This is a genomic window from Cerasicoccus maritimus (genome assembly GCA_031296935.1).
In the GTDB taxonomy this organism is placed as follows: Bacteria; Verrucomicrobiota; Verrucomicrobiia; order Opitutales; family Cerasicoccaceae; genus Cerasicoccus; species Cerasicoccus maritimus.
This window is the reverse complement of record JAVDPD010000028.1, coordinates 16,936-39,008: the sequence shown is the minus strand read 5'-3', so window position 1 is coordinate 39,008 and position 22,073 is coordinate 16,936. Positions and strand designations below refer to the sequence as shown.

13 protein-coding genes and 1 tRNA gene are annotated in these 22,073 nt (G+C 56.7%); 4 read left to right on the top strand and 10 right to left on the bottom strand.

The window, feature by feature from the left end; genetic code table 11:
* Positions 1-222 precede the first annotated feature (222 nt).
* The 10 genes from RBB62_RS16090 to RBB62_RS16045 form a co-directional block, all read right to left on the bottom strand.
* Positions 223-870: a PEP-CTERM sorting domain-containing protein gene (locus tag RBB62_RS16090; protein ID WP_343219099.1), complete on the bottom strand. Its 648-nt coding sequence runs from the start codon at positions 868-870 to the stop codon at positions 223-225.
* A gap of 363 nt (positions 871-1,233) precedes the next feature.
* Positions 1,234-1,968, bottom strand: coding sequence for a tetratricopeptide repeat protein (locus RBB62_RS16085; protein ID WP_309400081.1), 735 nt, complete (start codon positions 1,966-1,968; stop codon positions 1,234-1,236).
* On the bottom strand, positions 1,965-3,764 hold the full coding sequence (locus RBB62_RS16080; protein WP_309400079.1) for a BatD family protein: 1,800 nt from the start codon (positions 3,762-3,764) through the stop codon (positions 1,965-1,967). The genes RBB62_RS16085 and RBB62_RS16080 overlap by 4 nt, the downstream gene beginning before the upstream one ends.
* Positions 3,764-6,352, bottom strand: a complete 2,589-nt coding sequence (locus RBB62_RS16075; RefSeq protein WP_309400077.1) for a VWA domain-containing protein — start codon at positions 6,350-6,352, stop codon at positions 3,764-3,766. Before RBB62_RS16075 ends, RBB62_RS16080 begins: the two co-directional genes overlap by 1 nt.
* A complete protein-coding gene (locus RBB62_RS16070) occupies positions 6,349-7,392 on the bottom strand; it encodes a VWA domain-containing protein (protein ID WP_309400075.1) in 1,044 nt (347 codons plus the stop codon). Before RBB62_RS16070 ends, RBB62_RS16075 begins: the two co-directional genes overlap by 4 nt.
* Positions 7,389-7,973, bottom strand: coding sequence for a DUF4381 family protein (locus RBB62_RS16065; RefSeq protein ID WP_309400074.1), 585 nt, complete (start codon positions 7,971-7,973; stop codon positions 7,389-7,391). The genes RBB62_RS16070 and RBB62_RS16065 overlap by 4 nt, the downstream gene beginning before the upstream one ends.
* Positions 7,974-7,992: 19 nt before the next feature.
* Positions 7,993-8,916, bottom strand: a complete 924-nt coding sequence (locus tag RBB62_RS16060; protein WP_309400072.1) for a DUF58 domain-containing protein — start codon at positions 8,914-8,916, stop codon at positions 7,993-7,995.
* Positions 8,917-9,057: 141 nt separating this feature from the next.
* Positions 9,058-10,050, bottom strand: coding sequence for an AAA family ATPase (locus tag RBB62_RS16055; protein WP_309400070.1), 993 nt, complete (start codon positions 10,048-10,050; stop codon positions 9,058-9,060).
* Between the two features lie 216 nt (positions 10,051-10,266).
* Positions 10,267-10,665, bottom strand: coding sequence for a hypothetical protein (locus RBB62_RS16050; protein ID WP_309400069.1), 399 nt, complete (start codon positions 10,663-10,665; stop codon positions 10,267-10,269).
* Positions 10,666-11,448: 783 nt separating this feature from the next.
* Positions 11,449-11,524, bottom strand: a tRNA-Phe gene (locus tag RBB62_RS16045).
* Positions 11,525-11,570: 46 nt separating this feature from the next.
* On the opposite strand from RBB62_RS16045, the gene RBB62_RS16040 reads away from it, so the two are divergent.
* The 4 genes from RBB62_RS16040 (at position 11,571) to RBB62_RS16025 (ending at position 22,001) form a co-directional block, all read left to right on the top strand.
* Positions 11,571-11,819, top strand: coding sequence for a YqaE/Pmp3 family membrane protein (locus tag RBB62_RS16040; protein ID WP_309400068.1), 249 nt, complete (start codon positions 11,571-11,573; stop codon positions 11,817-11,819).
* A gap of 51 nt (positions 11,820-11,870) precedes the next feature.
* Positions 11,871-13,709 carry a translational GTPase TypA gene (gene typA / locus RBB62_RS16035; RefSeq protein ID WP_309400065.1) on the top strand — a complete coding sequence of 613 codons (1,839 nt, stop codon included), beginning with the start codon at positions 11,871-11,873 and terminating at the stop codon, positions 13,707-13,709.
* A gap of 280 nt (positions 13,710-13,989) precedes the next feature.
* Positions 13,990-20,859: a carboxypeptidase regulatory-like domain-containing protein gene (locus tag RBB62_RS16030; protein WP_309400064.1), complete on the top strand. Its 6,870-nt coding sequence runs from the start codon at positions 13,990-13,992 to the stop codon at positions 20,857-20,859.
* A gap of 95 nt (positions 20,860-20,954) precedes the next feature.
* Positions 20,955-22,001 (top strand): hypothetical protein, encoded by a 1,047-nt coding sequence (locus tag RBB62_RS16025; RefSeq protein WP_309400062.1) that lies wholly within the window; start codon positions 20,955-20,957, stop codon positions 21,999-22,001.
* Positions 22,002-22,073 lie beyond the last annotated feature (72 nt).

The window sequence follows — 22,073 nt, the reverse complement described above, 5'->3', positions numbered from 1 at the left end:
CCTAAATAATAAACACCTGACGTAGAAATGGTATATGGCAAGGCGTGATCTCAGTGCTAATTGTTGTGGAGGCTTTGGAGAGCTGTGTGCTGATAAGAATCGCAAGTAATGAAAATGTTATGAACTTAATGCTGTTGTGGGAAATCACTAAGTGCTATTTGTAAATGCAAAAAACCCCGACTCATGCGAGTCGAGGTCCGAGCGTAGTGGTAAGTATAAAGTTTACTTGCGGCGGCGCATGTATGCCAGGCCGAGGGCCATGACGCCTGCGATCATCGCGTAAGTGGAGGGCTCCGGAACGGCGTAGGTGCCAGTTGGAAAAGGCGTGCTAGCCGTCGCATTCGTAGATTCGCCATCAAGAGCGTTAATACCGCTAAAATACCAATTACCAATGTTGAAGCTGGTGCCATCTGGGCCAGTGCCATCATCACGATAGGCCCAACCATCCAGATATTCCCATGCCTCTCCACTCCCGTCGGTGTTAATATCTCCGAAGATATCAATGACTGAGCCATTCATAAATAACTCGATCGCATCGTCACCGTTAATGTTTGCTGCTCCTGATACAAAATCAGGAGTAAAGCCAAAGAACGTCGTGAATCCAGTGGACTCAGAAGATACGTAAATAAATTGGCCAGCAGTAGCGCTGCCTGAAAGAGTTAACTCTTCACCATCCGTGCCACCCCCATTGTTTGCGGAACCGATGCCAAAGATTGACAGATCGGCGATGTCTTCGGTGGCATAGAGTTCAATCGCTTTAGGCACACCACCAGATAGTGGGCCGTCGATGACGCCAGTGAGGACTAGTTGCGCGTTTGCGGATAAGGCCAGCAGTGAGCCGGCGGCTAGAATAAGAGCAGTATTTTTCATTAGGTCGTTGCTTTGGGTTATTTGAGTGACGCCCAACATAACCATATCTTGTTCCAATTTTCGTGCGGCTGAGCGACAAATCTGCAACAAACTGCGTCTGGGCGGGTTTTTTCAGCCTTTTGAGGCTAAAATGCCCGAATTTTGGCCCAAAGTTGCGATTACGCCTCCAGGCAGTGGGGCCAAATAGCCACTTTTTTGAACAAAAGAGCGACGCACGAGGACTTTCGTCTGGTCAAAAATGACCGCGTTTCTAATGCTGGCTGTAGGTCTGCTAATGGCTTCTTGCAAGAAGATTAGTAACCGAAATGCTGTTGGCAGTTTGGGACTGCGCAACTGGTGCTTGGCGCTAGAAGCGAGGGCAGCCTAATCCCACACCGGCGCAAATGCCTCGTTCGACAGCCAGCCGATTTTGTCTTCACCCAAGGAAACCAGGTAATAGTCTCCGTGCTGCTCGCGGATGTGCGCCAGCTGGCCGGCCTTGACCGAGCCTGCCGCCGGGCTGGTGGACGTCGGCGCGACGTTGAGTGTGGCCTGGTCGGTGAGCACGACGCCTTGTGCGCCGCGGGTGTGCCAGCCGTAGAGGCCAATGCCGCTGAAGCAGAGCAGCAGGACGCTGAGCGCCGTCAGCCCGCCGCGGAGCGGGCCCTTCCATTGGTAAAGCGGGGCGAGGAAGACCAGCGCCACGCTGACCCAAAAGGTAATGGCCCCAAGCCAAGCCCAGGCGTTGACGGGCGCGAGGTCGCCGATGATCTGCGCCCAGGTGGGCGGAGCGGGCGTGAGCTGCGCGGCCTCCTGCGTGAGCTCGAGGTTGGCGCGAATGTCGGGATTGCGCGGGTCGAGCGCCAGTGCTTTTTCGAAGTGCAAAACAGCGGGCCCGAAGTCGCCCAGTTGATAATACGCGTTGCCAAGATTGTAATGCAAGCTCGCCGACTGGTGGTCGGGCAGGAGTTGCTGATAGGCCTCGATGGCCTGCTGGTAGTCGCCCTCGGCGTAGAGGGCGTTGGCTTGGTCGAATTGCTCGGTGGGCGTGGCGGCGTGGGAAATGGCCGCGCAGAGCCACGCGCAAAGGATCAAAGTGGTGCGAAAGAGCTGTTTCATTGTTTGCCTCCCAAGTTGTTGACGGTGGTTTCCAAGCGCGCGAGCTCGGCGCTGAAATCGATGTCTGCGTTGGCGAGCCCGCCGAAGCGAATGGCGTCGCCGGCCTCCATGAATGCGCGAATGTTCTTTAAAGTCGTCTCGTCGGCCTTGAGCTTGGTGGCCACGGATTCGAGGTCTGCAATGGTCAGGGACTCCGGTGCCTGCTCGACATGGCGTCCGGCGGCGGCCTGCACGGCGCGTTGGGCGGCCGCGTAGAAGGCGGTGGCGTCCTGTTGCTGGGCTGCGTTGCTCGCGGTGGCCAGCTCGGCCTTAGTGGCTTGGTTAGCGCGGACGTTGCGTGCATACTCAGCGTCTTGCTCCAAACGCAGCTTTTGACGGCGACTGAGGAAAAGTAGGCCAATCGCCAAGGCTGGCACAATCTGCCCAGCGATAAAAACCGGATTTTTCACGATGGGTGAAATCGCGCTCACGAACGCGCCCGCGGTGGTCGCAATCGGCAAAAGCTCTGGCCCACGGCGAGCGGCAACGGGGTTGCGCTTCGGGCGCTGTGCATTGGGGTTTTCCGCAATAGTAATCGCCTGTCCGGGGATTGGCAGTTCGACGTATTTCGCGGTTTCGGGATCGAAGAAATTGAATGCGATCTCGGGCGTAGTCAGCTCGCCCGAGTCACGCGGAATGAGCGTGTATTCAAAGGTCTTGGCACCGGTGTAGCCGATCTGGTCGGCGGCGAAGAATTCCTCTTCCGGCGCGTAATCACGCCAGGCGTCGGACTCGGCGAGGGTGGGGGCCTGCAGGCGCTCGAAGTTGCCCTGGCCGCGCACGGTGAGGATCATGGTGAGCGGCTCGCCCGCCTTGCCCGTGGATTCGGAAAGGCGAGGTTTATCGACGGTAAACATGCCGATGCCGCCCGTGTAATAAGTCGGTTGGCCCTCGTTGGGCAGCGGCTGCACATCGATGGTGTCGTGTTCGGAATATAGAGTGACTTGCTGCGTGTCGTAGGGGTTGATGAAGAAGCTGTCCATCAGGCTGCGACCACGGCGCTGGTTGCGGTCGGACTTAGTGGTGACGGCCCAATCGCTCTGCAAAGTGATGGATTGCTGGCCGGTTTTGAGCGGCGTGATGACAACTTCCCAGCTGTGTTCTTCCAGTACCTGATTGTCGCGCACGATACGCTTGGAATCCGATTGGCTAAAATTACTGATCGTGAAAGCGTCGCCCTCCTTGACGATAAAGGGCACGTCGCGCAGCACGCGCATGCGTTGGACTTGCTCGGGGTCGACGATGAGCTTCACTTTCGCTTTGATCGCTTCGCCGACGTAAAACTTTTCGCGCGGCCATTCGATCTCGGTGACGACTGCTGGGCCGTTGCCATTCGCGTCCGGCTCTTGTGCATCGAGCACGGTGAGCTTCGCTGCCGGCACCTCCAAGTCTTGTCCGTTCACGCGAATCTTGAAGGCAGGCACGGTGTACTCGCCGGGCTTTTCCGGAGCGGCGCGGAACGCGTAGGCGTTGATATACATGTGGCGCACGTGGCCGTTCGTGCTGTTCATGATGGTCTGCGTATTGGGACCCAAATATTGCATCGGCAGGCCGGGAACTTCGGGCTTCTGCGCTTCCTCCAGCTTCACGCTGCCTCGCGAGTTGCTGACGCTGAACTGATAGTTCGCATACTGGTTCACGCGGATCACGTTGGGCTCGAAGCCGCTGCTAATCTCCAGATCGCCCTGCTGCGCAAATAGGCTTGCCGCGAATGCGCAGAGCAGAAACAGGGTGGTGAAAAGTTTTTGATGATTCATTACCAATCCTTTCGCTTGCCCTCTTCGTCGCGGTTGGATTCGCGGCGTCCGTAACCGGAGACGGGCAATTTCTTTTCGGAACGTTTTAAAGATTCGAGCAAGCGTCGGGCGTCGTCGCGGGACATCACGCCGAGCGGCACAGCCTCGCCCGTAGGTTCGCCGGCTTCCTGCATGGCGGCGGCTTGGGCAGCCTGTTCGGCGGCCTCTTGCGCGTCTTCTTCGGAGAGCTGCATGGTCTGTTGCTTACCTTTCTCGGGAGATTCCTCACCCTGTTCCTGGGCGGTCGATTCCTCCTCGCCGGGCTGCTGGTTTTGCTGCATGTCGTCGATCATCTGATCAACCTCTTCGGAGTCACGCTCGGGGCCACGCTGATCTTCTGAACTCTGCTCGCCTTCCTGGCCTTCGGATTGCTCCTGCTCTTCGCTCAACTCGCCGGACTGCTCGTCCTGCTGCTGTTGATTGGACTTCTCCTGATCGGCTTGTTCGCCTTCCTGCTGTTGTTGGTCTTCGCCGGACTGCTGCTCCTGGTTTTCCTGACCTTCCTGGCCGTCTTCGTTCTCGCTGTTCTGCGACTGCTGTTGATCCTGACTCTGCTGGTTTTGTTGCTGCTGCTGCTGTTGCTGCTCGGAATTCTGCTCCTGCTGTTGTTGGTCGGAGTTTTGTTGGTTCTGCTGCTGGTCTTGGTTCTGTTGTTGATCCTGGTTTTGCTGATTTTGATTCTGTTGGTCCTGCTCTGGGACGAGCTTGCGCAGCTCTTCGATCACGCGCTCGAGTTCTTCCTTGGCCGCTTCGTTGTTGAGGCGCTGGCTGGCGTTCTTGAGCTTGTGCAGATTGGCTTTCAGCGACTCCGTTTGCTCGGTGACGTAGTTGTAATTGTGCGCGGCGTCTTCGCCGGCGGGGTTCAGCTCCAGCGAGCTTTTGAAATCGTTCGCGGCCTGCTCCCATGCCTTGCTAATCGGCGATGCTGCGCCCTGCGCCTCCTTGGCTAGCTTCGCAGCTTCTTCACCCTGTTGTTTGGCTTGCTCAGCAAACTGCAGCGCCTGCTGTGCTTTTTGCTGAATGCTTTGCAACGCAGAGTTTTTTTCCTCTTTGGAGAGTTGGTCGCTGTTGAGGACCTGTGCCTCTCGCAGCACGTTGTTGCCTTGCTGGATGGCCATGTCGTTCTGCTGGCTGGCTTGCTGGCTTTGCTCAACGATAGTGTCGAGGTCGGTCTCGCCCAGCTTTTCCTTTGCCGCGGCGTAGCGCAGCGAGCCGAGGTTGTAGAACGCATCGGCTTGCAGTTCGAAATCGGTGGTGGCAAGGGCCTTGGCGTAAGCGGCCTGCGCCTGTTCGTTTTGGCCGAGCGCTTGCAGGGAGTTGCCGAGGTTGAACGCGGCTTGCGCGTTGAGCGGGTCGGCTTCGAGCGCACCTTCAAATTGAGCGGCGGCGGCGGTGTAGTCGCCATTGCGGTAGAGTTTCTCGCCCTCGCGGACGGACGCTGCGAGATTGCTCGACGCAAAGGCGATGCCGATGAGGATGGCCCAGGCTGCGGCTTTCATCGCCGTGCGGGCAGCGGACGTCGCGACTCCGGTTTTTGCTTTGCGACGCAAAGTAAGGCGGCGGGTGCCGATGAGCGGCTCCCAAGCCAGCAGAATGATCGCGATGCCAAGCGGCCATTGGAAGCGCTCCAGCCAAACCTTCTGCATACGGGATGCGAGCTCCTGTTCCGGTATAGCTTCCAAGCCAGCTTCGTAAACTTGTTCCAGACCGTAGCCTGTCGGGCCAAGCGGCGTGTAGAAGCCATTGGTGACTTCCGCAATCTCGGTCAGCGTATCGGCATCGAGCTTGGTGCGGACGTATTCGCCGTTGTCGTCGCGCAGGTAGGTCAGCTGGCCGTAGCGATTCTTCATCGGGATGAGTTCGCCTTCCTGCGTGCCCACGCCGACCGTGTAAATCGTGATGCCGTTCTCGGCGGCTTCCTTGGCGCGCTCGATGCCAGCTTCTTCCAAGTCTTCGCCGTCGGTGATCATGACGAGGAGCTTGTGGTTGTTCTGGTCGGAGAACGCAGCTTCGGCTTCGTTGATCGCGCGGGCGATGTCGGTGCCGCCGAGCGAAATGACATTCGTGTCCACGGCTTCGAGCGATTGTTGGAACGCATCGTAGTCGAGCGTGAGTGGACACTGCAAAAACGCGTTGCCGGCAAAGGCGACGAGGCCCACGCGGTCGCCTTCGAGCTTGTCGAGGAAGTCCATGATCGCGAGCTTTGAGCGCTCTAAGCGGTCCGGCTTGATGTCCTTGGCGAGCATGCTGCGGGAGACGTCCATGACGAACATGATGTCGATGCCCTTGCTCTTCGTTTCGCGCCAGGTGAAGCCCCATTGCGGGCGAGCGAGCGCAAAGACGATCAGCGCCAGCCCTGCAAGGAGTAGCCCGTTTTTAAAGCGTCGGCGCATCGGGCTGTAGCTCGCGAGGAGCTGCTTGACGAGGCGGTCGCTGGCGAACTCGCGCACGAGCTTTTTGCGCGCGCGGCTATTGGCCAGGAACAATCCGCCCAGCAGCGCGAGGGCCACGGGAATGGCGATCAACCAACTGGTGTATTCAAAATTCATGGCAGTCGTTTGAAGCGGGTGTTGCCCAAAAGTTGTTCAAGTGAGATGAGCCCGAGGCCGAGCAAAGCGGGCCAGAAGAAGAGCTCTTCATACTCGGCGTAGTGCTTCAGCTTCACTTCGGTTTTTTCGAGCTCGTCGATGTCTTCGTAAATCGCGGCCAGCTCGTCGGTGTTGGTGGCGCGGTAGAACTTGCCGTTGGTGATGTCGGCAATCTTCTCCAGTGTTTCTTCGTCGACATGGCTGTCCATGTATTGGCGCGAAGGGATGATGTTGCCGTCCTGATCACGCAGCGGCACGCCGTAGCGATCGGTTCGGGGCACGGGAACGCGGCCGGTCTTGCCGGCAGCGATGGTGTAGATCTTTACGTCAAAAGACTCGGCGGCTTCCGCGGCGGCGATGGGCGGAATCTGGCCGACGGTGTCTTCGCCATCGGTCAGCAGAATCACCACGCGGCTCTTGGCCTGCAGGTCGCGCAGGCGGTTGGCGCTCATGCCGATCGCCGGGCCGATTGCGGTGCCCGCGCCATCAATGATGCCCAAGTCCAGGCGCTCAAGGTTCTTGCGCAGCCAATCATGGTTCAGCGTGAGCGGGCTCACGAGGAACGGCTCTTTGGCAAAGGCGATAAGGCCAATGCGGTCGTTAGGGCGTTCTTCGATAAAGTCGCTGATGACGCGCTTCACGATGTCGAGGCGCGTGGCCAAGTCCCTTTGCGTCGCAAAGTCCAGGGCGGCCATAGAGCCGGAGACGTCGACGGCGAGCACGATGTCGATGCCGCTCGTTTCGACTTCGGAATGACCCTTGCCAATCTGCGGACGCGCCAGGGCGACGATCAATGCCGCCAGCGCGAGCAAGCGCAGGAAGAAGAGGAAACCACCGGCGCGGCTCTTGGCCTGCTTGGCGACGTCGCGCGCAATCGCGGTCGATGAAAAGAGCAACGATGCTGAGCGCCCGGTGCGCCCTTTGATGAAGAGCAGGATGGGCAGCGCCAGGAGGAACCACAGCATCCACGGGTCGTGAAATTCGAAGCCGTCTTGAATCATGCCGTCACCTCCGGGGTTGCCGCCTTGGCGCGCTGCTCGGCTTCGTCCACGAAGTTGCGCGCGGTGTTGAGCAGCTCCTTGCGCTCATCATCGCCAAAGGCGTGTTGGGCGAACTTGGCCAAGTCGCAAAGCTCAAGGAACTTCGCGAGCGTAGTCAACGACTGCTCGGGCAGGCGCTGGCTTTGCTTGGCGTGTTGTAAGAATTCTTCGGTCGTTTGCTCCGGCGCTCGCAAGTGGAACGCGCGCTCCATGTAAACGCGCAATGCGTCGGACACGGTGACGGAGAACGCCTTGTCGTCCTGCTGCGTCGCGAGGCTGGCCGCTTCGCCGAGGCGCAGGCGCGCTTCTTCGGCGGGCGAGAGCGTGCGCGCGACGGGTTTGCGTTTAACGAGCCACACGGTGAGCACGATTAGCGCAATGACGCCAACCACGATCAACGCGGTGAGCCACGGCCAGTTCTGCTCCCAGAACGACGTGGTGCGCAGGCCGCGCATGGGGCGCAGTCCATCGGCTTCCTGAGCAAAGGAGAGGGCGGGCGTTGCGATCAACAGCCCGAATAAGCTTTGCCGGACAAAGTTCATTTGCGATGCAAAGTTCATCTTAGTGCCTCCGCTGGCTGCGCGCCTCAAAGTATCGGCGCAGGTTATTGACGTAGGGCTCGCCGGTGACGACGGGCAGGGCGCCCACGCCAGCTTGACGCAGCCCGCGGTGGAGGCCGGCCAGGCGTTCACGGTTTTGCTTGGCGTAAAGTTTGCGGACCTTGGCGCTGCCGGTATCGATCTCAACCAGCTGGCACGTCTCGGCGTCTTCGAGGGCGATGATGCCGATGTTGGGCAACTCGACTTCGCGGCGGTCGGAGAGCAGAATCGTCGTCAAATCATGACGCTTGTTCGTGAGGCCGAGCGCGCGGAAAAGGTCGTCGCCCTGGCGCTCCTCGGGCGTGGGCAAGCGGCCGTCGGGGCCTTGCAGAAAGTCCGTCAGCAGAAACACGATGGCCTTGCGCTTGATCATGTGGTTCACGGTGTCCAGCGCCTTGACGACATTCGTGCCGGTGTGGCGTGGCTCGTGGAAAAGGATTTCGCGAATCACGCGCAGCACGTGCTGGCGGCCCTTGCGCGGCGGGATGTATTGCTCGACCTCGTCCGTGAAGAGGAGCAGGCCGACTTTATCGTTGTTCTTGGTGGCGGAGAAGGCGAGCACGCTGGCGATCTCGGCCGCGAGCTCGCGCTTGGATTCGTCGAGCGAGCCAAAGGCACCCGAGGCCGACAGGTCGACCATGAGCACGATGGTCAGCTCACGCTCTTCGCGGAATTGCTTGATGAACGGGCGGTCCATCTTCGCGGTGACGTTCCAGTCGATCGCGCGGACGTCATCGCCGGGCGCGTATTCGCGGACTTCCTCGAAGTCCATCCCGCGCCCCTTGAACACGCTGTGGTAAGCGCCGGTCAGCGAGTCCGTAACGAGTCGATTCGTCCGGATTTCGATCTGGCGCACCTTGCGCAATATTTCACGGGTGGAGGGCATGGAAGTTTAAAGTAAAAAGATTAAAGATTAAAGTTTCAGAGTCATGGATTGGAAGAAGGGAATTGGTTTAAGCCATTAGCGCTGGTCGTTTCATTCGACTACGCGCCACTCCCTTTTTCCTTTAATCTTTTTCCTTTTTCCTCAGGGAACCGGCACGGTTTCCAAAATCTTTGCGACCAGCTGCTCGCTGGTGAAGTCTTCCGCCTCGGCTTCGTAGGAGGGGATGACGCGGTGGCGGAGTACGTCGACGCCGATCGTTTTGATGTCCTGCGGGGTCACGTAGCCGCGGCCGTTGAGGAACGCCCAGGCCTTGGCGGCGAGGGTGATGGCGATCGTGGCGCGCGGGCTGGCGCCAAACTGCACAAAGTTGTCGATCTGTAGGCCGTAGTCGCTCGGCTTGCGGGTCGCAAAGACGAGGTCGACCACGTAGTCGCGGACCTTTTCGTCGATGTAAATTTCGTCGACGACCTTGCGCGCTTCGAGAATCTGCTCCGGTGTGATGACGGCGGTGGTTTCCATCTTGGGCGCGGTCGAGGCCATGGCGTCGAGAATCTGGCGCTCTTCGGTGCGGGTCGGGTAGCCGATCTTCAGCTTGAGCATGAAGCGGTCAACCTGGGCCTCGGGCAGCGGGTAGGTGCCCTCCTGGTCGATCGGGTTTTCCGTGGCCAGCACGAGGAACGGCGCGGGCAGCTTGTGCGTCTCGTCGCCGAGCGTTACCTGGCGCTCCTGCATCGCTTCGAGCAGGGCGGACTGCACCTTGGCCGGCGCGCGGTTAATTTCGTCTGCCAGAACGATGTTCGCGAAGACCGGGCCTTTCTTGGTGAAGAATTCGCCCTTTTGCGGGTTGTAAATGAGCGTGCCCACGATGTCGGCGGGCAGCAGATCGGGCGTGAACTGGATGCGCGAAAAGTCGGCGTGGATCGCGCTGGCCAGCGTGCGCACGGACAGCGTTTTCGCCAAGCCGGGGACGCCTTCCAGCAAGACGTGGCCATTGGCCAGAATGCCGACAATGAGGCGGTCAACCAGGTATTGTTGGCCGACGATTACCTTGGCGATCTCCTGCCGCAAGAGCGGGACCCAGGACGACGCCTCTTTCACGCGTTCGTTGACTTCTGAAAGGGAGGAAGCGGACATAGCTGATTGGATTGGGTTAAGCCCGAGGCCCTGCCTTTTCGCTAGCAAGGCTCGCTAAAAACGAAAGACAAGAGTTCAGGCGGTTGGTTTCAAATATTATGAGCTGAAGTAGAGGGAAATATTCCTTAAAAATCAGGAAAAACCATGGGCCTGTTAGGTCAAGGGCGGATGTTGGGCGGAAGGCGAACACTGGTTGTGGGCAGCAGGGAGATTTAACTAGTCACTGCTTGTCGAAATTGTTTTGCGCTCCAGTTGCTCCAGATAGCTCGGATAGAGATCATCGACTTGAGTGATCAACTTTTCTCTTTTTGCATTTACTATGGCTAGATCGCTTTCTGAACTTCCATCCAATGGTGCTTGATTCATAACCCACTCTTTAATTTTGAAAATTGTTTCTTCTCGTGAAGGTTTCCAATTGAATGGATTTTGGTCTTTTGGGATCTTCTTGTTTATCGATGGATGCTCGCTGTTTCGTAGGCCATTCCAGATGAATTTACCGTCGTTAGCTTTGTGGATTCTTTCTTCCCCGTTTACAGACCAGTAGACTATGTTTTCAGTGTCATCGACAATGTAAACGATGCCCAGATGTTCGACATACCTATATTCGTTGCTCATGCTCCATTTTGGTCGGTCTTGCTTACAGGCCACCAATAGAACTGGGAGAATTATGAGATGAAGGAGTTTTTTCATTTAATGCGCCTCAGCCTTCTAGATCCTGCAGAACGCCCAATTAGGCATCATGTTGAGCTTGTGTATCTTGATTGCAGTGACTCAGCTCGTCAAGGTATGTGATGAAGAGCCAGTGTTTCTGATGGATATGGGTGGCAGTTTTTTTATCCAAAATCACTGCGATCTTTAAGAGCAAGACATGGGCATCTGTTAGAGGAACACTCGCTCGTTGGCTGAGAAAGCACAGTAGGCTTTTGCAAAACAACCGAGTAGGTTTCTCTAAAACACAGCATCGGTTGTTACGTCAACAACAGTGGCTGTACTGGACCAAGAACCGAGCGGTTGTTGGGGAGAGAACCGCATAGGCTATTTTGAGTTTCCTAACTAGGAAACTCGATAACAACCGAGTAGGCTTTTCCGAGTTTCCTACGTAGGCTTTTGCGAAACAACCGAGTTGGCTTTTGCGAAACAACCGTGTAGGCTTTTTTTTTAATTGGCCAGCGTGGTTCGTTGGCGGAGCCCTCTTTTCGCTGGGCGAAGGTTTCTAAAATACGCTGTAGAGCGCGACGGATAGCACGGTGAAGAGGCCGGAGAAGACCATGATGAGGCTTGCGATGACGCCTTCTTCCTGGCCGAGCTCGGTTGTCTTGGCGGTAGCTGGTTTGCAGGTCAGGAAATGTAGACCAAAGAAAACCCCGCAAGTGGTGTGCTTGCGGGGTTTCTAAAAAATGGTGGCCAGACCGTGAATCGAACACGGGACACAAGGATTTTCAGTCCTCTGCTCTACCAACTGAGCTATCTGGCCATTTAGGAAAGAGGGGGATAATTGCGCTGATTCTAGCCGGGTCAAGGTGTTTTTCCGCAATTTTTTAGGTTTTTCTTCAGAGACTCGCTCGGAGATCGACAATGGCGGGCTTTCTGCTATGCATGGAGCTGCTATGAGTATTGTCGAAATTCTGCTATGCATCTTCCTGCCGCCCGTCGCTGTTGCGATGAAGAAGGGCGCTGGGGCTGATTTGATCATCAACATCCTTCTTTGGGTGTTTCTCTTCGGTTTAGGCGGTATTATTCACGCTTTTTGGGTCCTGAACAAAAAATGATCCTCGCCAAATAGCGAAAAACTGTCAGCGTGACGCGCTATTTTTCTTTTTATGAGCGCGCTCGCAGAACCAACACGCACTGCGGAGAAGATCCGCAACATCGCAATTATCGCACACGTTGACCACGGCAAGACCACCTTGGTGGACTGCTTGCTGCAACAATCCGGGACTTTCCGTGAAAACCAGGAAGTGCAAGAGCGCGCCATGGACAGCATGGATCTGGAGCGCGAAAAGGGCATTACCATTAAGGCCAAGAACACCGCCATCCAGTGGAACGGCTATACGATTAACATCGTGGACACCCCCGGGCACGCTGACTTCGGTGCCGAAGTGGAGCGTGTGATGAAGATGGTCGACGGCGTGCTGCTGCTGACCGACGCCGTGGGCGGCCCGCAGGCCCAAACCCGCTGGGTGCTCCGCAAGGCGCTCAGCCACGGCCTCAAGACGATTTGCGTCATTAATAAGGTGGACCGCGACACCGCGCGCCCCGAGTGGGTGCACGACAAGGTGCTGGAACTCTTCCTCGACCTCGAAGCCGACGAAGACCAGTTCAACGCGCCTTTCCTCTACGCATCCGCCAAAAACGGCTTTGCTGACCGCGAAGAAGACGGCCCGCGCGAAAACATGACCGCGCTGTTCGAAACCATCGTGGAGCGTATCCCGGCACCCGTCGTCGAAGAAGGCGACTTCCGCATGCTCGTTTCCAACATCGACTGGGACGCCTTTGTCGGTCGTTTGGCCATTGGCCGTATCCTCTCGGGTAAGATCGAGAGCGGCGCCACGATCCACGCCCTCCGCAAGGACGGCAAGGTCGACCGCGTGAAGATCACCAAGCTGATCCGCTTTACCGGCCTCGGCGTGCAGCCCGTTGAATCCTGCGAAGCAGGTGACATCGTGGGCATCGCCGGCTTTGAAGACGTCGACATTGGCGATACCCTCGCAGCCAGCAAGGACGCCGAGGCGCTGCCGTTCATGGAAATCGATCCTGCCACCGTGCAGATGGAATTCCACGTCAACGACGGCCCCCTCGCCGGCAAGGACGGCAAGAAGGTGACTTCCCGCCAGGTCCGCGACCGCCTGATTCAGGAAACCAAGGCCAATATTTCGATTAAGGTCGCCGACACGACTGAAGGCACCCGTTTCCTCGTCAACGCCCGTGGCTCGATGCAGATCGCTGTGCTCGTGGAAACGATGCGCCGCGAAGGCTACGAAGTGATGGTTTCCCGCCCGACGGTTCTCTTTAAGGAGATCGACGGCAAGCAGTGCGAGCCTTTCGAGCAAGTTTGGGTGGAAGTGCCCGAAGAGATGATGGGCTCGGTCATGGAAAACTTGTCCAACCGTAAGGCGCAGATCACCAACATGGAGCACCACCACGCAGGCGTGACCATTGAGGCGACGATCTCCACCCGCGGCTTGATCGGCTTTGAGAGCGACCTGACTACGCTGACCAGCGGTCACGGCGTCTGCTCGCACATGTTCCTGGAATACCGTCCGAAGGGTGCCGAGATTATCACGCGGAACACCGGCACACTTTGTTCGGTGGCGACTGGTCCGGCTATGGGCTATGCGCTGAACATGATCCAGGCGCGCGGCAAGCTGTTCGTGGCACCCGGTGACGAAGTTTACAACGGCCAGATTGTTGGCGAATGTCCGCGCAAGGAAGACCTTCCGGTCAACCCCTGCAAGGCCAAGCAGCTCGACAACATGCGCTCCTCCGGTAAGGACGACAACGTGCAGCTCGCCCCGCCGATCCGTTTCTCTCTTGAGCGTGCGATCGAATACATTGCCGCCGACGAGCTCGTCGAAGCAACGCCGAAGTTCCTGCGTCTCCGCAAGCGTGTGCTCGACTCGGAAGAGCGTCGTCGCATCGCCAAGCGCGCAGCCAAGTAAGCACGACCGGACGGCTTGATTTTACGACCGGCGGTTCCCACATGGGGCCGCCGGTTTTTTATGGTGAACTACTTCCGGCTTCTTCATTGGGGATGGGCCGTGGACTCTTGATCCTACAAGAAGACTCTCTTCCGTATTGGGTATTTGACTCATATTTTTCTAGTAAATATTAGTTACCTTTGCTAGGGTTATTAGCATGTATCTATTGAGATGCTTTAGCTACTGCCTCATAGTTTTTACAGTGTTTGGGGGCCTCACTGCCCGCGCTCAAACGGCCACTTTGGCTGGGCGCGTTATTGATGAAAGCACCGGCTTCGGTCTCGAAGGCGCGGCAATTATACTGGACGATGACCCTTTGGCGGAAGGAGTCGCCGCGCGGACGTATGCGGATGCTTTTGGCTTTTACCGGATCGCAGACCTCCCGGTCGACGACTATGCATTAGCGGTTAGCCACCCGGCATTTGAGACGGCGACGGTTGACCCTTTGTCACTCAGTGAAGGCGAAGAAGCGTTGAATGTAGAACTCACGCCATTGGATTCCGACACGCCTTGGTTCGACGTCTATGTACAGCTAAACAGCGTGGTCAGCGGCGTTGAGGCGGCGGGGATTCCCGTGCGCTGCAAGTTTGACCCCGAAGGCGCGCCGACGGCAAAAACCTATGCAGCGGTGACTGACGAGAATGGCTGTGCAACTTTTCGAGGCGTGTCCGCCGGCTCCTTTCAGTTTTTCTTCAACGATGCGACGTCTGCAAGTTTAGCCAGTGTTGATACGTCGAATTTCTTTATCGAATACACCAGCGATGTCGTGACGCTGACAGGCCCGCACACCGTTTCGTTGCTGCTTGAGCCGAAGAAAGGGCAACTGAGTTTTACCGTCGATTGGGAGCAATATTTCGGAACCTTTGGCTTTGGCGATCCGCAGCCCGCCAAAAATTTCACGATCAAGCTGACGGGGGTCGACCCCAACGATACCGAGCGCGAATTGCTGCCCACGCGTTCCAGCATGACAGACGAAAACGGCGAGGTGACGTTTATCAATTTACCAAAGTTGGCATGGCGAGTCGAAGTCAGCCGCATTGGTTTCGAGATGGTTGACGGCACCGTGATCGTGATGCCAGATGCAGACGGCGAGTTGCCTGCGGAAGTGCAAGCAGTCCACATGCGCAATGATGAAGACCTGTGGGCGGGCATTGGCCACCAATTAACGGTGCCTTATTACACAGGTTTCACGGCTAATTCCTTTGGCACAGTGCAGTCAGACCAAGGCTTCCTGGTCCCACACAAAGGCTCGAACAGTGAAGGCATTTATGAGGATGACTTGATTTTTTACACGCTGAACACGTTGGAAAACAGCAATGTGATTTCGTCGGCGAGCGGATTTGCGGATTTCCCTCCCGGACGTTACGATGTCGTCGTCGACATTGTTCAGCGCATGGAGTTTGCCTTCGATGGCGATCTGACCTTGCAGTCGGATAACGAATTTAATTTGGCGATGACTTTCCGCGGCAGCGTCGAGAATCTGCCCGGAGAGGGCGGTATGGTCGTCGGCGATATCCAAGTGGAACTGGCGACGGTCGAGGGCGTTCTGCTTCTGATGGAGCAGGACGACTTACAGCCCGGCAGCGAAACGGCTTACAAACCACGCACGAATGAAACGATCATCTTCGAGGTGCACGACATGGCGAAGTCCAAAGTGCAGTCAGCATTTCAAGAGATCGAAGTTACGACAGATTCCCAAGGTCGCTATTCGCTAGAACTGCCACCAGGTATTTACGGCATCAAACTTCCAAACATGATGGATGGCTATTGGGGCGCGGGTATACGACTCTCCAAAGATGAGCCGTCGGGTGTCGGGTTCACAAACAGTCGTGGTTGGCCACTGGCGGATATTTACGAGCCCAGCACGCCTCGTAGCTCGTGGGGTGACTACATCGAGCCGCGAGGCTTGAGCATAAGCTCTGGCGGAGTTTATCAACTCGATTTGTTAGTGCGCGAGGAAGTTTACGGGATCGCCGGAGAAGTCATTGTGAACAACGATCCGAACGAGAATGCAATTTTGAGTTTTGATCAAGGGGGTGAGTCAGCTGTCGTGGCGCATCGCTTCATGGATTTGATCGAACTTCAAGAGCTAGAAGTAGACCTCGGTGTTGATGAGTTGACTGCGCCGCTTTATGCCGATGGTGAAGCTTATCGATTTGAGCGTAAAAAATTGCCCCCCGGCACATATGCGCCCACGTTGACAGCTGAGCGTGCGAATTTGGCGCCAACCGACGCCAGCGAGATTACCTTGATCGATTTCCCAGGTCCGGGCTTGCCACCGGGCGGTGTGGACTTCGATTACGGCGAAGTGTCAGTGTTTCCCGGTGAAACAATCGATGGTGCCGCGACTCAGATCGAGGGCGACTCGACGCTTGGCACGAGCCCTGTCATTGCCGCCGTTGCCGTGTGGGATCCCGATGCAGATGGTGGTGATGGCGCGTATTCCAGCCACACGACAGGAGCGCGGATTTATCAGGTCGATTACGCTGGCAGTTTGCCGTTTTCAGGAAACCCCATTACGGGGCATTGGACGGATGCCTGGTTTTACACCGAAGACGACTGGTATAAACTGAGTTCTTCGGACAATTTGGAAATCATCATTGGCGGACCAGGCAATAACGCCAATCCATCCATTCCGCCGGGCGTCAATTATTCTGTCGCAGTCGATGTCCGTAACGCGGCTTACCCGAGCCTGCAATTGAGCAACGTGGGTGTGTTGATCAATAATCAGGCCAACGCAGCTCCGGGCACTTTTTCGGGAACGCCGGATGAATACCCGAGCGTGGCGCTCAACGGTGATAGCTGGACTTTTGAGACTGGCGATAGCGAGGCCTATGCGACTTTGGTCAATCGTGGAGATGCGCTGTCTCCAGTTTATTCAACGACGATGTTGCTGAGCCGAACGCTCACGGTGGAGTTTGATCTAAAGGAAACAACAGGCCCTGCAATTGATGTTGAGGGAGTGCAATTCACTATCAAGGGACCTACGGGTGTAATCCTGCCAGTGAGCATCGAGGAGCGCTATCCTGAAGGCGGAGGCGCCGCGATTGAAGGAGGGTTCACCTACATCACGGATTGGGTGCCACATTACATCGAAGTGCGTGCGCCGGGGTATCAGATCGTGCGTGTATTCGTTGAGCCGGATGAATCCACAGCTCAGCAAGTCGAAGGCAGCCACTGGAGTTTGAGCAACATTGAAGTGACCCTTGATGCATTGGAACCGCCGAGCGTTGGCTCTGCTCCTGTTTTCGACCGCCGAGGCTATTTCTTCACTGGCCTCAAACGGGCTGGTGATCCGACGCTGTTTTCTGAAGACAGCGCTAAAGAAGCCTTGGAAATGACTTGGCAAGCAAGCGTTGAAGGGCGCAGCTACAGCGCCACCTTGCCCGGCTTTTACGAAGAAGGCGCGTCGACTCCTTCTGGCAGTGAAACTTACAACTACGATGATCCAGTCGATGAAGTTTGGTTGATCGACCAGCGAATCTGGTCGAATGGTTCGTGGACACTAGGAGGTTTCGCGACCTTTACATTGCCTGCGGGGAACGACGAACGCCTGTCCTGGCTGGCTGACTTGGCTGACGACGGTGACGACACTGCCTCGCAAGGAGAACCCACGAGCGAAGTCGATTTGAACCGCGGCAATGTCTGGTTTCAGCGCCTGCTCGCTACGGATTTCGAGACCACGGATTTGACGCAATCGATCGATGCCACGCTGACTTTAGCAGACTTGCCTCCGGGCTATTTTGACCCGGTTCTCGTGGTCGTTACGCGCGGCGGCGCAGTTTTGGTCGAAGAGATTCCAGAGCTGGCGTCGACCGAAAGCACCGCGCTGTTTGGCATTCGCTTGCCGGACTCATTTGCCACTTTGTTGGATGCCGTAGCGCTGATTGCCGGTGCTCAGGCAACCAGGGAAGAGCTCGAAGCAATCCTTCCGGACGGGCGTTTTGTGGCCTTGCCGGATTTCACCGCGGAGATCGCAGCCGAAGGTGAAGAAGACCCCAAGCATGTGAATTACAACTACGAATTCGCCGTCGATTGGTCTGAGGGGCTCGGCGTGCCCGGGGCTGGCATCCTTAGTCTCGCTCCAGGCTTTCTGGGCGGCACATTTGAGAGCGACGGCGCTTTTACGCTCGATGGCGACAGCGGAGATGTCGGCTTAGGCATTGGCACGGAGTTCCGCATCGACGACCTCACTGAGGGAAACATCGAGCTCAAGGGTGACGGCAAATTTGACCCGCGAAGTTACTTCCCGCCGATCATTCAAAACTTGGGCGTCGAGTATTCGATTGGCTCAGTCGCGGTGAAAGCGGCTATGGAGCAAATCAGCTCGACCGAGCAAAAAGAGCTCATCATGAAGCACAGTGTGGACTTCAGCATGAGCGACATCAACATGCGCATGAACCTCGAACCCGTCACGGGCAAGGTGCCCTACATCGGACCCATTCTCGCCGGGCTGTCGGTTTCGGAAGCACTCGTCATTTATGGTGCTGTGGACGCAGATATCGCACTGAACGCCACTCGCACCTGGAAAACAGATAACCCGACTCGCACCGCGCTACAGCAGCCAGAGTTCCCGGTTTCATCCACTCCTGGTTCTGAGGAATACGTCATTATTTCGACCAATGACCCGATTCAAACCACGCCGCGCAACCACTTCCTAGGTGGAGCCGAAGATGAGCCCGGGCCAACGGATGAATTCATTCTCACCTTTAACTTTGGGGTTGGAATGGACATTGATGTGGTCGGCGGAAATGCGGGCGCCAAGGCGCGTTTTAACCTGACCGGACTCGATGGAGACAGCGAAGAACGCAGCGAAAACTCTGTGCTCGTTGTGCCCAATAAATTTGGAGACTGGCCGCCTATCGAACGCATTAGCGGTCGCATGACGGGTTCGCTTGAGGCCTTTGCCGATCTCTACGTGACCACGTTGGAAAAGTCTTGGGAGTGGGATTTGATTCGCTTCGACCATCAGTTCACGACGGATTCGCTCATCGAGTTCATTCCGATGACGGTGGTGCAGCGTTCAACTGCGAATGCGCTGGTCGAAGTGACCGGTGAGGCGCCGGAGATCTTGAGCGACCTTACGGTGCACAGCCACATAGCCGTGCCGGAATCGAATGCGAGCTTCCTGATTTTCACCGAAGGGGCCGATGGGGGAGGGACGTCGATTCGTCTCCTGAACCGCGTGGACGATCATTCCTTTGGTTCTGTTGGTTCCTCTGAAATTGGTTTAGCGGAGTATGTGGTGGACCTCGCAGTCGTCGAACATTGGACGGGCGAATGGATTGTCGCATGGAGTGAAATTGCAGCTGATGACGCCAATCTCGAATCGCCGCCAACTACGATCCGAGCGATTGTCGGCAGTGAAGATATGGCAACTTGGTCGGCTCCGGAAACCGTGGCGGAGCTCAATGGCGTGGCGCGTCGGGTAACGGCTGGTCGCGCAGAAGGAACGTTCTCCTACGTGGCTTGGGAATTGGCTTTGGAAGGGCGCGACAGCGAAGTGGCTGATCTCGGTTCCGCACGCTACGAGAATGGATCGTGGCAGACGCCCGAAGCCTATGCGCTCAATAACGCCCTCCGCAATTTGGAGACGCCGGTGGGGGTTGAAGCGACCGATGCTGCTGGCCTGTTTTACCGAAATGACTCCGCGTTGCGCTACCTGCCCGAAGGCTCCGATACGCCGATAAGCATATTGCCGAGCCGGAACCGGCCGTTTGACATGAAGCGGGATGCGACTGGTGCTTCGCGTCCATATATTTTAGTGGCTTCAATTGACAACAGTGGCATTTCGTTGCATGCCAGTGACGCAATTAGCGGCTCGATTTATTACGGCACGGTGTTGGCGGGAACGATCCCTGAGATCATCGCTATTGAGCCCGTGCAGAATCAGTCGCGGCAGTATTTCGTGGCGTGGACTGAGACAGACGAAACGACCGAGCAGCAAGACTTAAACTATGCAGTGGTTCAGCGTTCGCCAATGGCGCCGATCGACAGCGGAACCATCATTTCGCAAACGCCGGGTGCCTACACCGAACTCGAACTGGTCAGCACTGGCGACGGCGAAGCCACGCTCTACGCGAGCTTCATGAACGACGATCGACGTGGAGCGCTGCGTCAATTCCGTCTCGACGCCACGGATGGCCACATTGATAGCGACTTGGATGAGGATTCACTGCCCGACGCCGAGGAATTACGCATCATCGACGCCGATGGGACGGACGCGATTGCCTTGATTCAAGACGTGCTGGGCAGCGATGACTTTGACGGCGACGGCGCAACGAACGCCGTTGAAATTGCCGCAGGCACCGATCCGATTGATCCGGACGATTATCCCGGCGTCGGCTCCGATGGTGTGGGCGTGGTTGCCTTGGATGCAACTGCAAGCGAAGAGGGCTTAACGCCAGCTTCGTTCCAGATTTATCGGGTGGTGGATGATGTCAGCGGCGCACTCACGGTCAGCTTTGAACTGAGTGGCGTGGCTGTGGAAGGTGTGGACTTTGCATCGCAAAGTCATTCCGTGGAAATACCTGCCGGCGCCTCATTCACCACAGTGGTGATTGCTCCCTTGGCGGACAATGATTTGGAAGGGCCCGAAGATGTAATCTTAACGCTGCTTGATGGCGTTGGCTATGATTTGCTGCCTTATCAAAGTGAGGCAATAGTGACGATTAACGACCTTCCTTTTAACCAGTTTCGCGTATTGGCATATGGCGCTGTGGATGGTGCGAATGATGCGATCAGTGGGTATTTGGCCGACAGCGAATTGGACGGATTGCCCACGCTCCTGGAGTATGCATTTGCCCTCGATCCGACGGCTTCGGATTCACTGAATGGCGCGCCGCAGATCATTCTTTTCGAGGATCAGGATGACGTGCTCTACCTGGGTATTGAATACCGCGAAAGTCGTTCGGCCAAAGGATTGGAATACATCGTCGAGACCAATAATGGCTTCGACGCGGCTTGGCGCAGTGGGGACGCCTACACTGAAGTCGTTGAGCGTGAACCCGGCGTTGATTATGACCTCGTGGTGGTGCGCTCGCTCTTGCCAGTAGGTGTCAATCCAGAGGAAGCGGCGTTCATTCGGGTGAGGGTTTTAGCGGAAGATTGATCGCGGTTTAGTGTATGCTTAAGTGCAAATGAAGTCATGGTTTGAAGCTTTCTTCTTTGGCGTATGGTCGTCATAGTGAATTCTTTTCAAGACCCATGAAAGTATTCCCCTACCTCCTCCTTGCGCTGGCGCCGCTGTGCGTGCGCGCCGAAGAAACGCTGAACGTTTATTTTATCGGCAATAGCCTGACTGCCAGCACGACGCTTGACCGCGTGCACACGCTTTTTGGGGAGCGGGGGATTGATCTGCAATTCGGTTCGCAGCTCTCGGGTGGCAAGTCGCTGATCCGCCACTGGAATTACAAAGACGAGCCCAGCCAGAAGTGGATCGCCTGGGAAACGAATGTGCCCAGCGGCGATACGTTTGCCCCCGACACCAACCCGTTCGACAAGCGCCCGGAGCCGCGCTTTGGTCGTTATGAAACCGGTCTGACCGAGCACCAATGGGATGCGCTCGTCATGCAGCCCTTCCTCAGCAAGATGAAGGACACCTACGGTGGCGCGTGCAACTTCATAGACCTCGCGCTGGAGCATAAGGCGACGGACACGTTTTACATCTACGCGACCTGGCCGCGCCGCGATAAGGAGAAGGGCACGAAGAAGCCGCTCAATATCGACTTCCCCGCTGCCTGGGAGGCCAGTTACACGGCAACGCTCGAAGATGACGATTGGACCGCGGCCAAGAACGCCGCCTCGCGCGACTTTTATGGTCAGTTGCTAAACTACCTGAACGACAAATACCCGATGCTGAAAACGCCGGTGCGACTGATTCCGGTAGGCGAAGTGGTCTTTCGGATCGACGCCAAGATCAAGGCAGGCGAGCTCCCGGGCTTGGAGAAACTAGCTGCGCAGGACCCCGATTTGCTTCCCGGTCTGGACGATGACACGACCTTTGCTGACGGCGCAAACATCCTCTACGCCGACGCAATTCACTTTAATCCCATCCCACACAAAGAGAATGCACTGGGCATCTTTATTTCTGGCTCAACGATTTTCACCGTGCTCAGCGGCCAGAATCCGGTGGGCATGTCGGCGGCACCCTATGGCCTCGATAAGCCCGAATACGCGGAGCTCGTGCGCGCGGTTCAGCAGACCATTTGGGACGTGGTGACGAGCGATCCGCGCACTGGCGTGACGCCATAATGTTACTTCATTGTTGTTGAATAGGGAAATCGGGGCTGGATGGCCCTGGTTTTTGTTCGCTTGATCACTGCG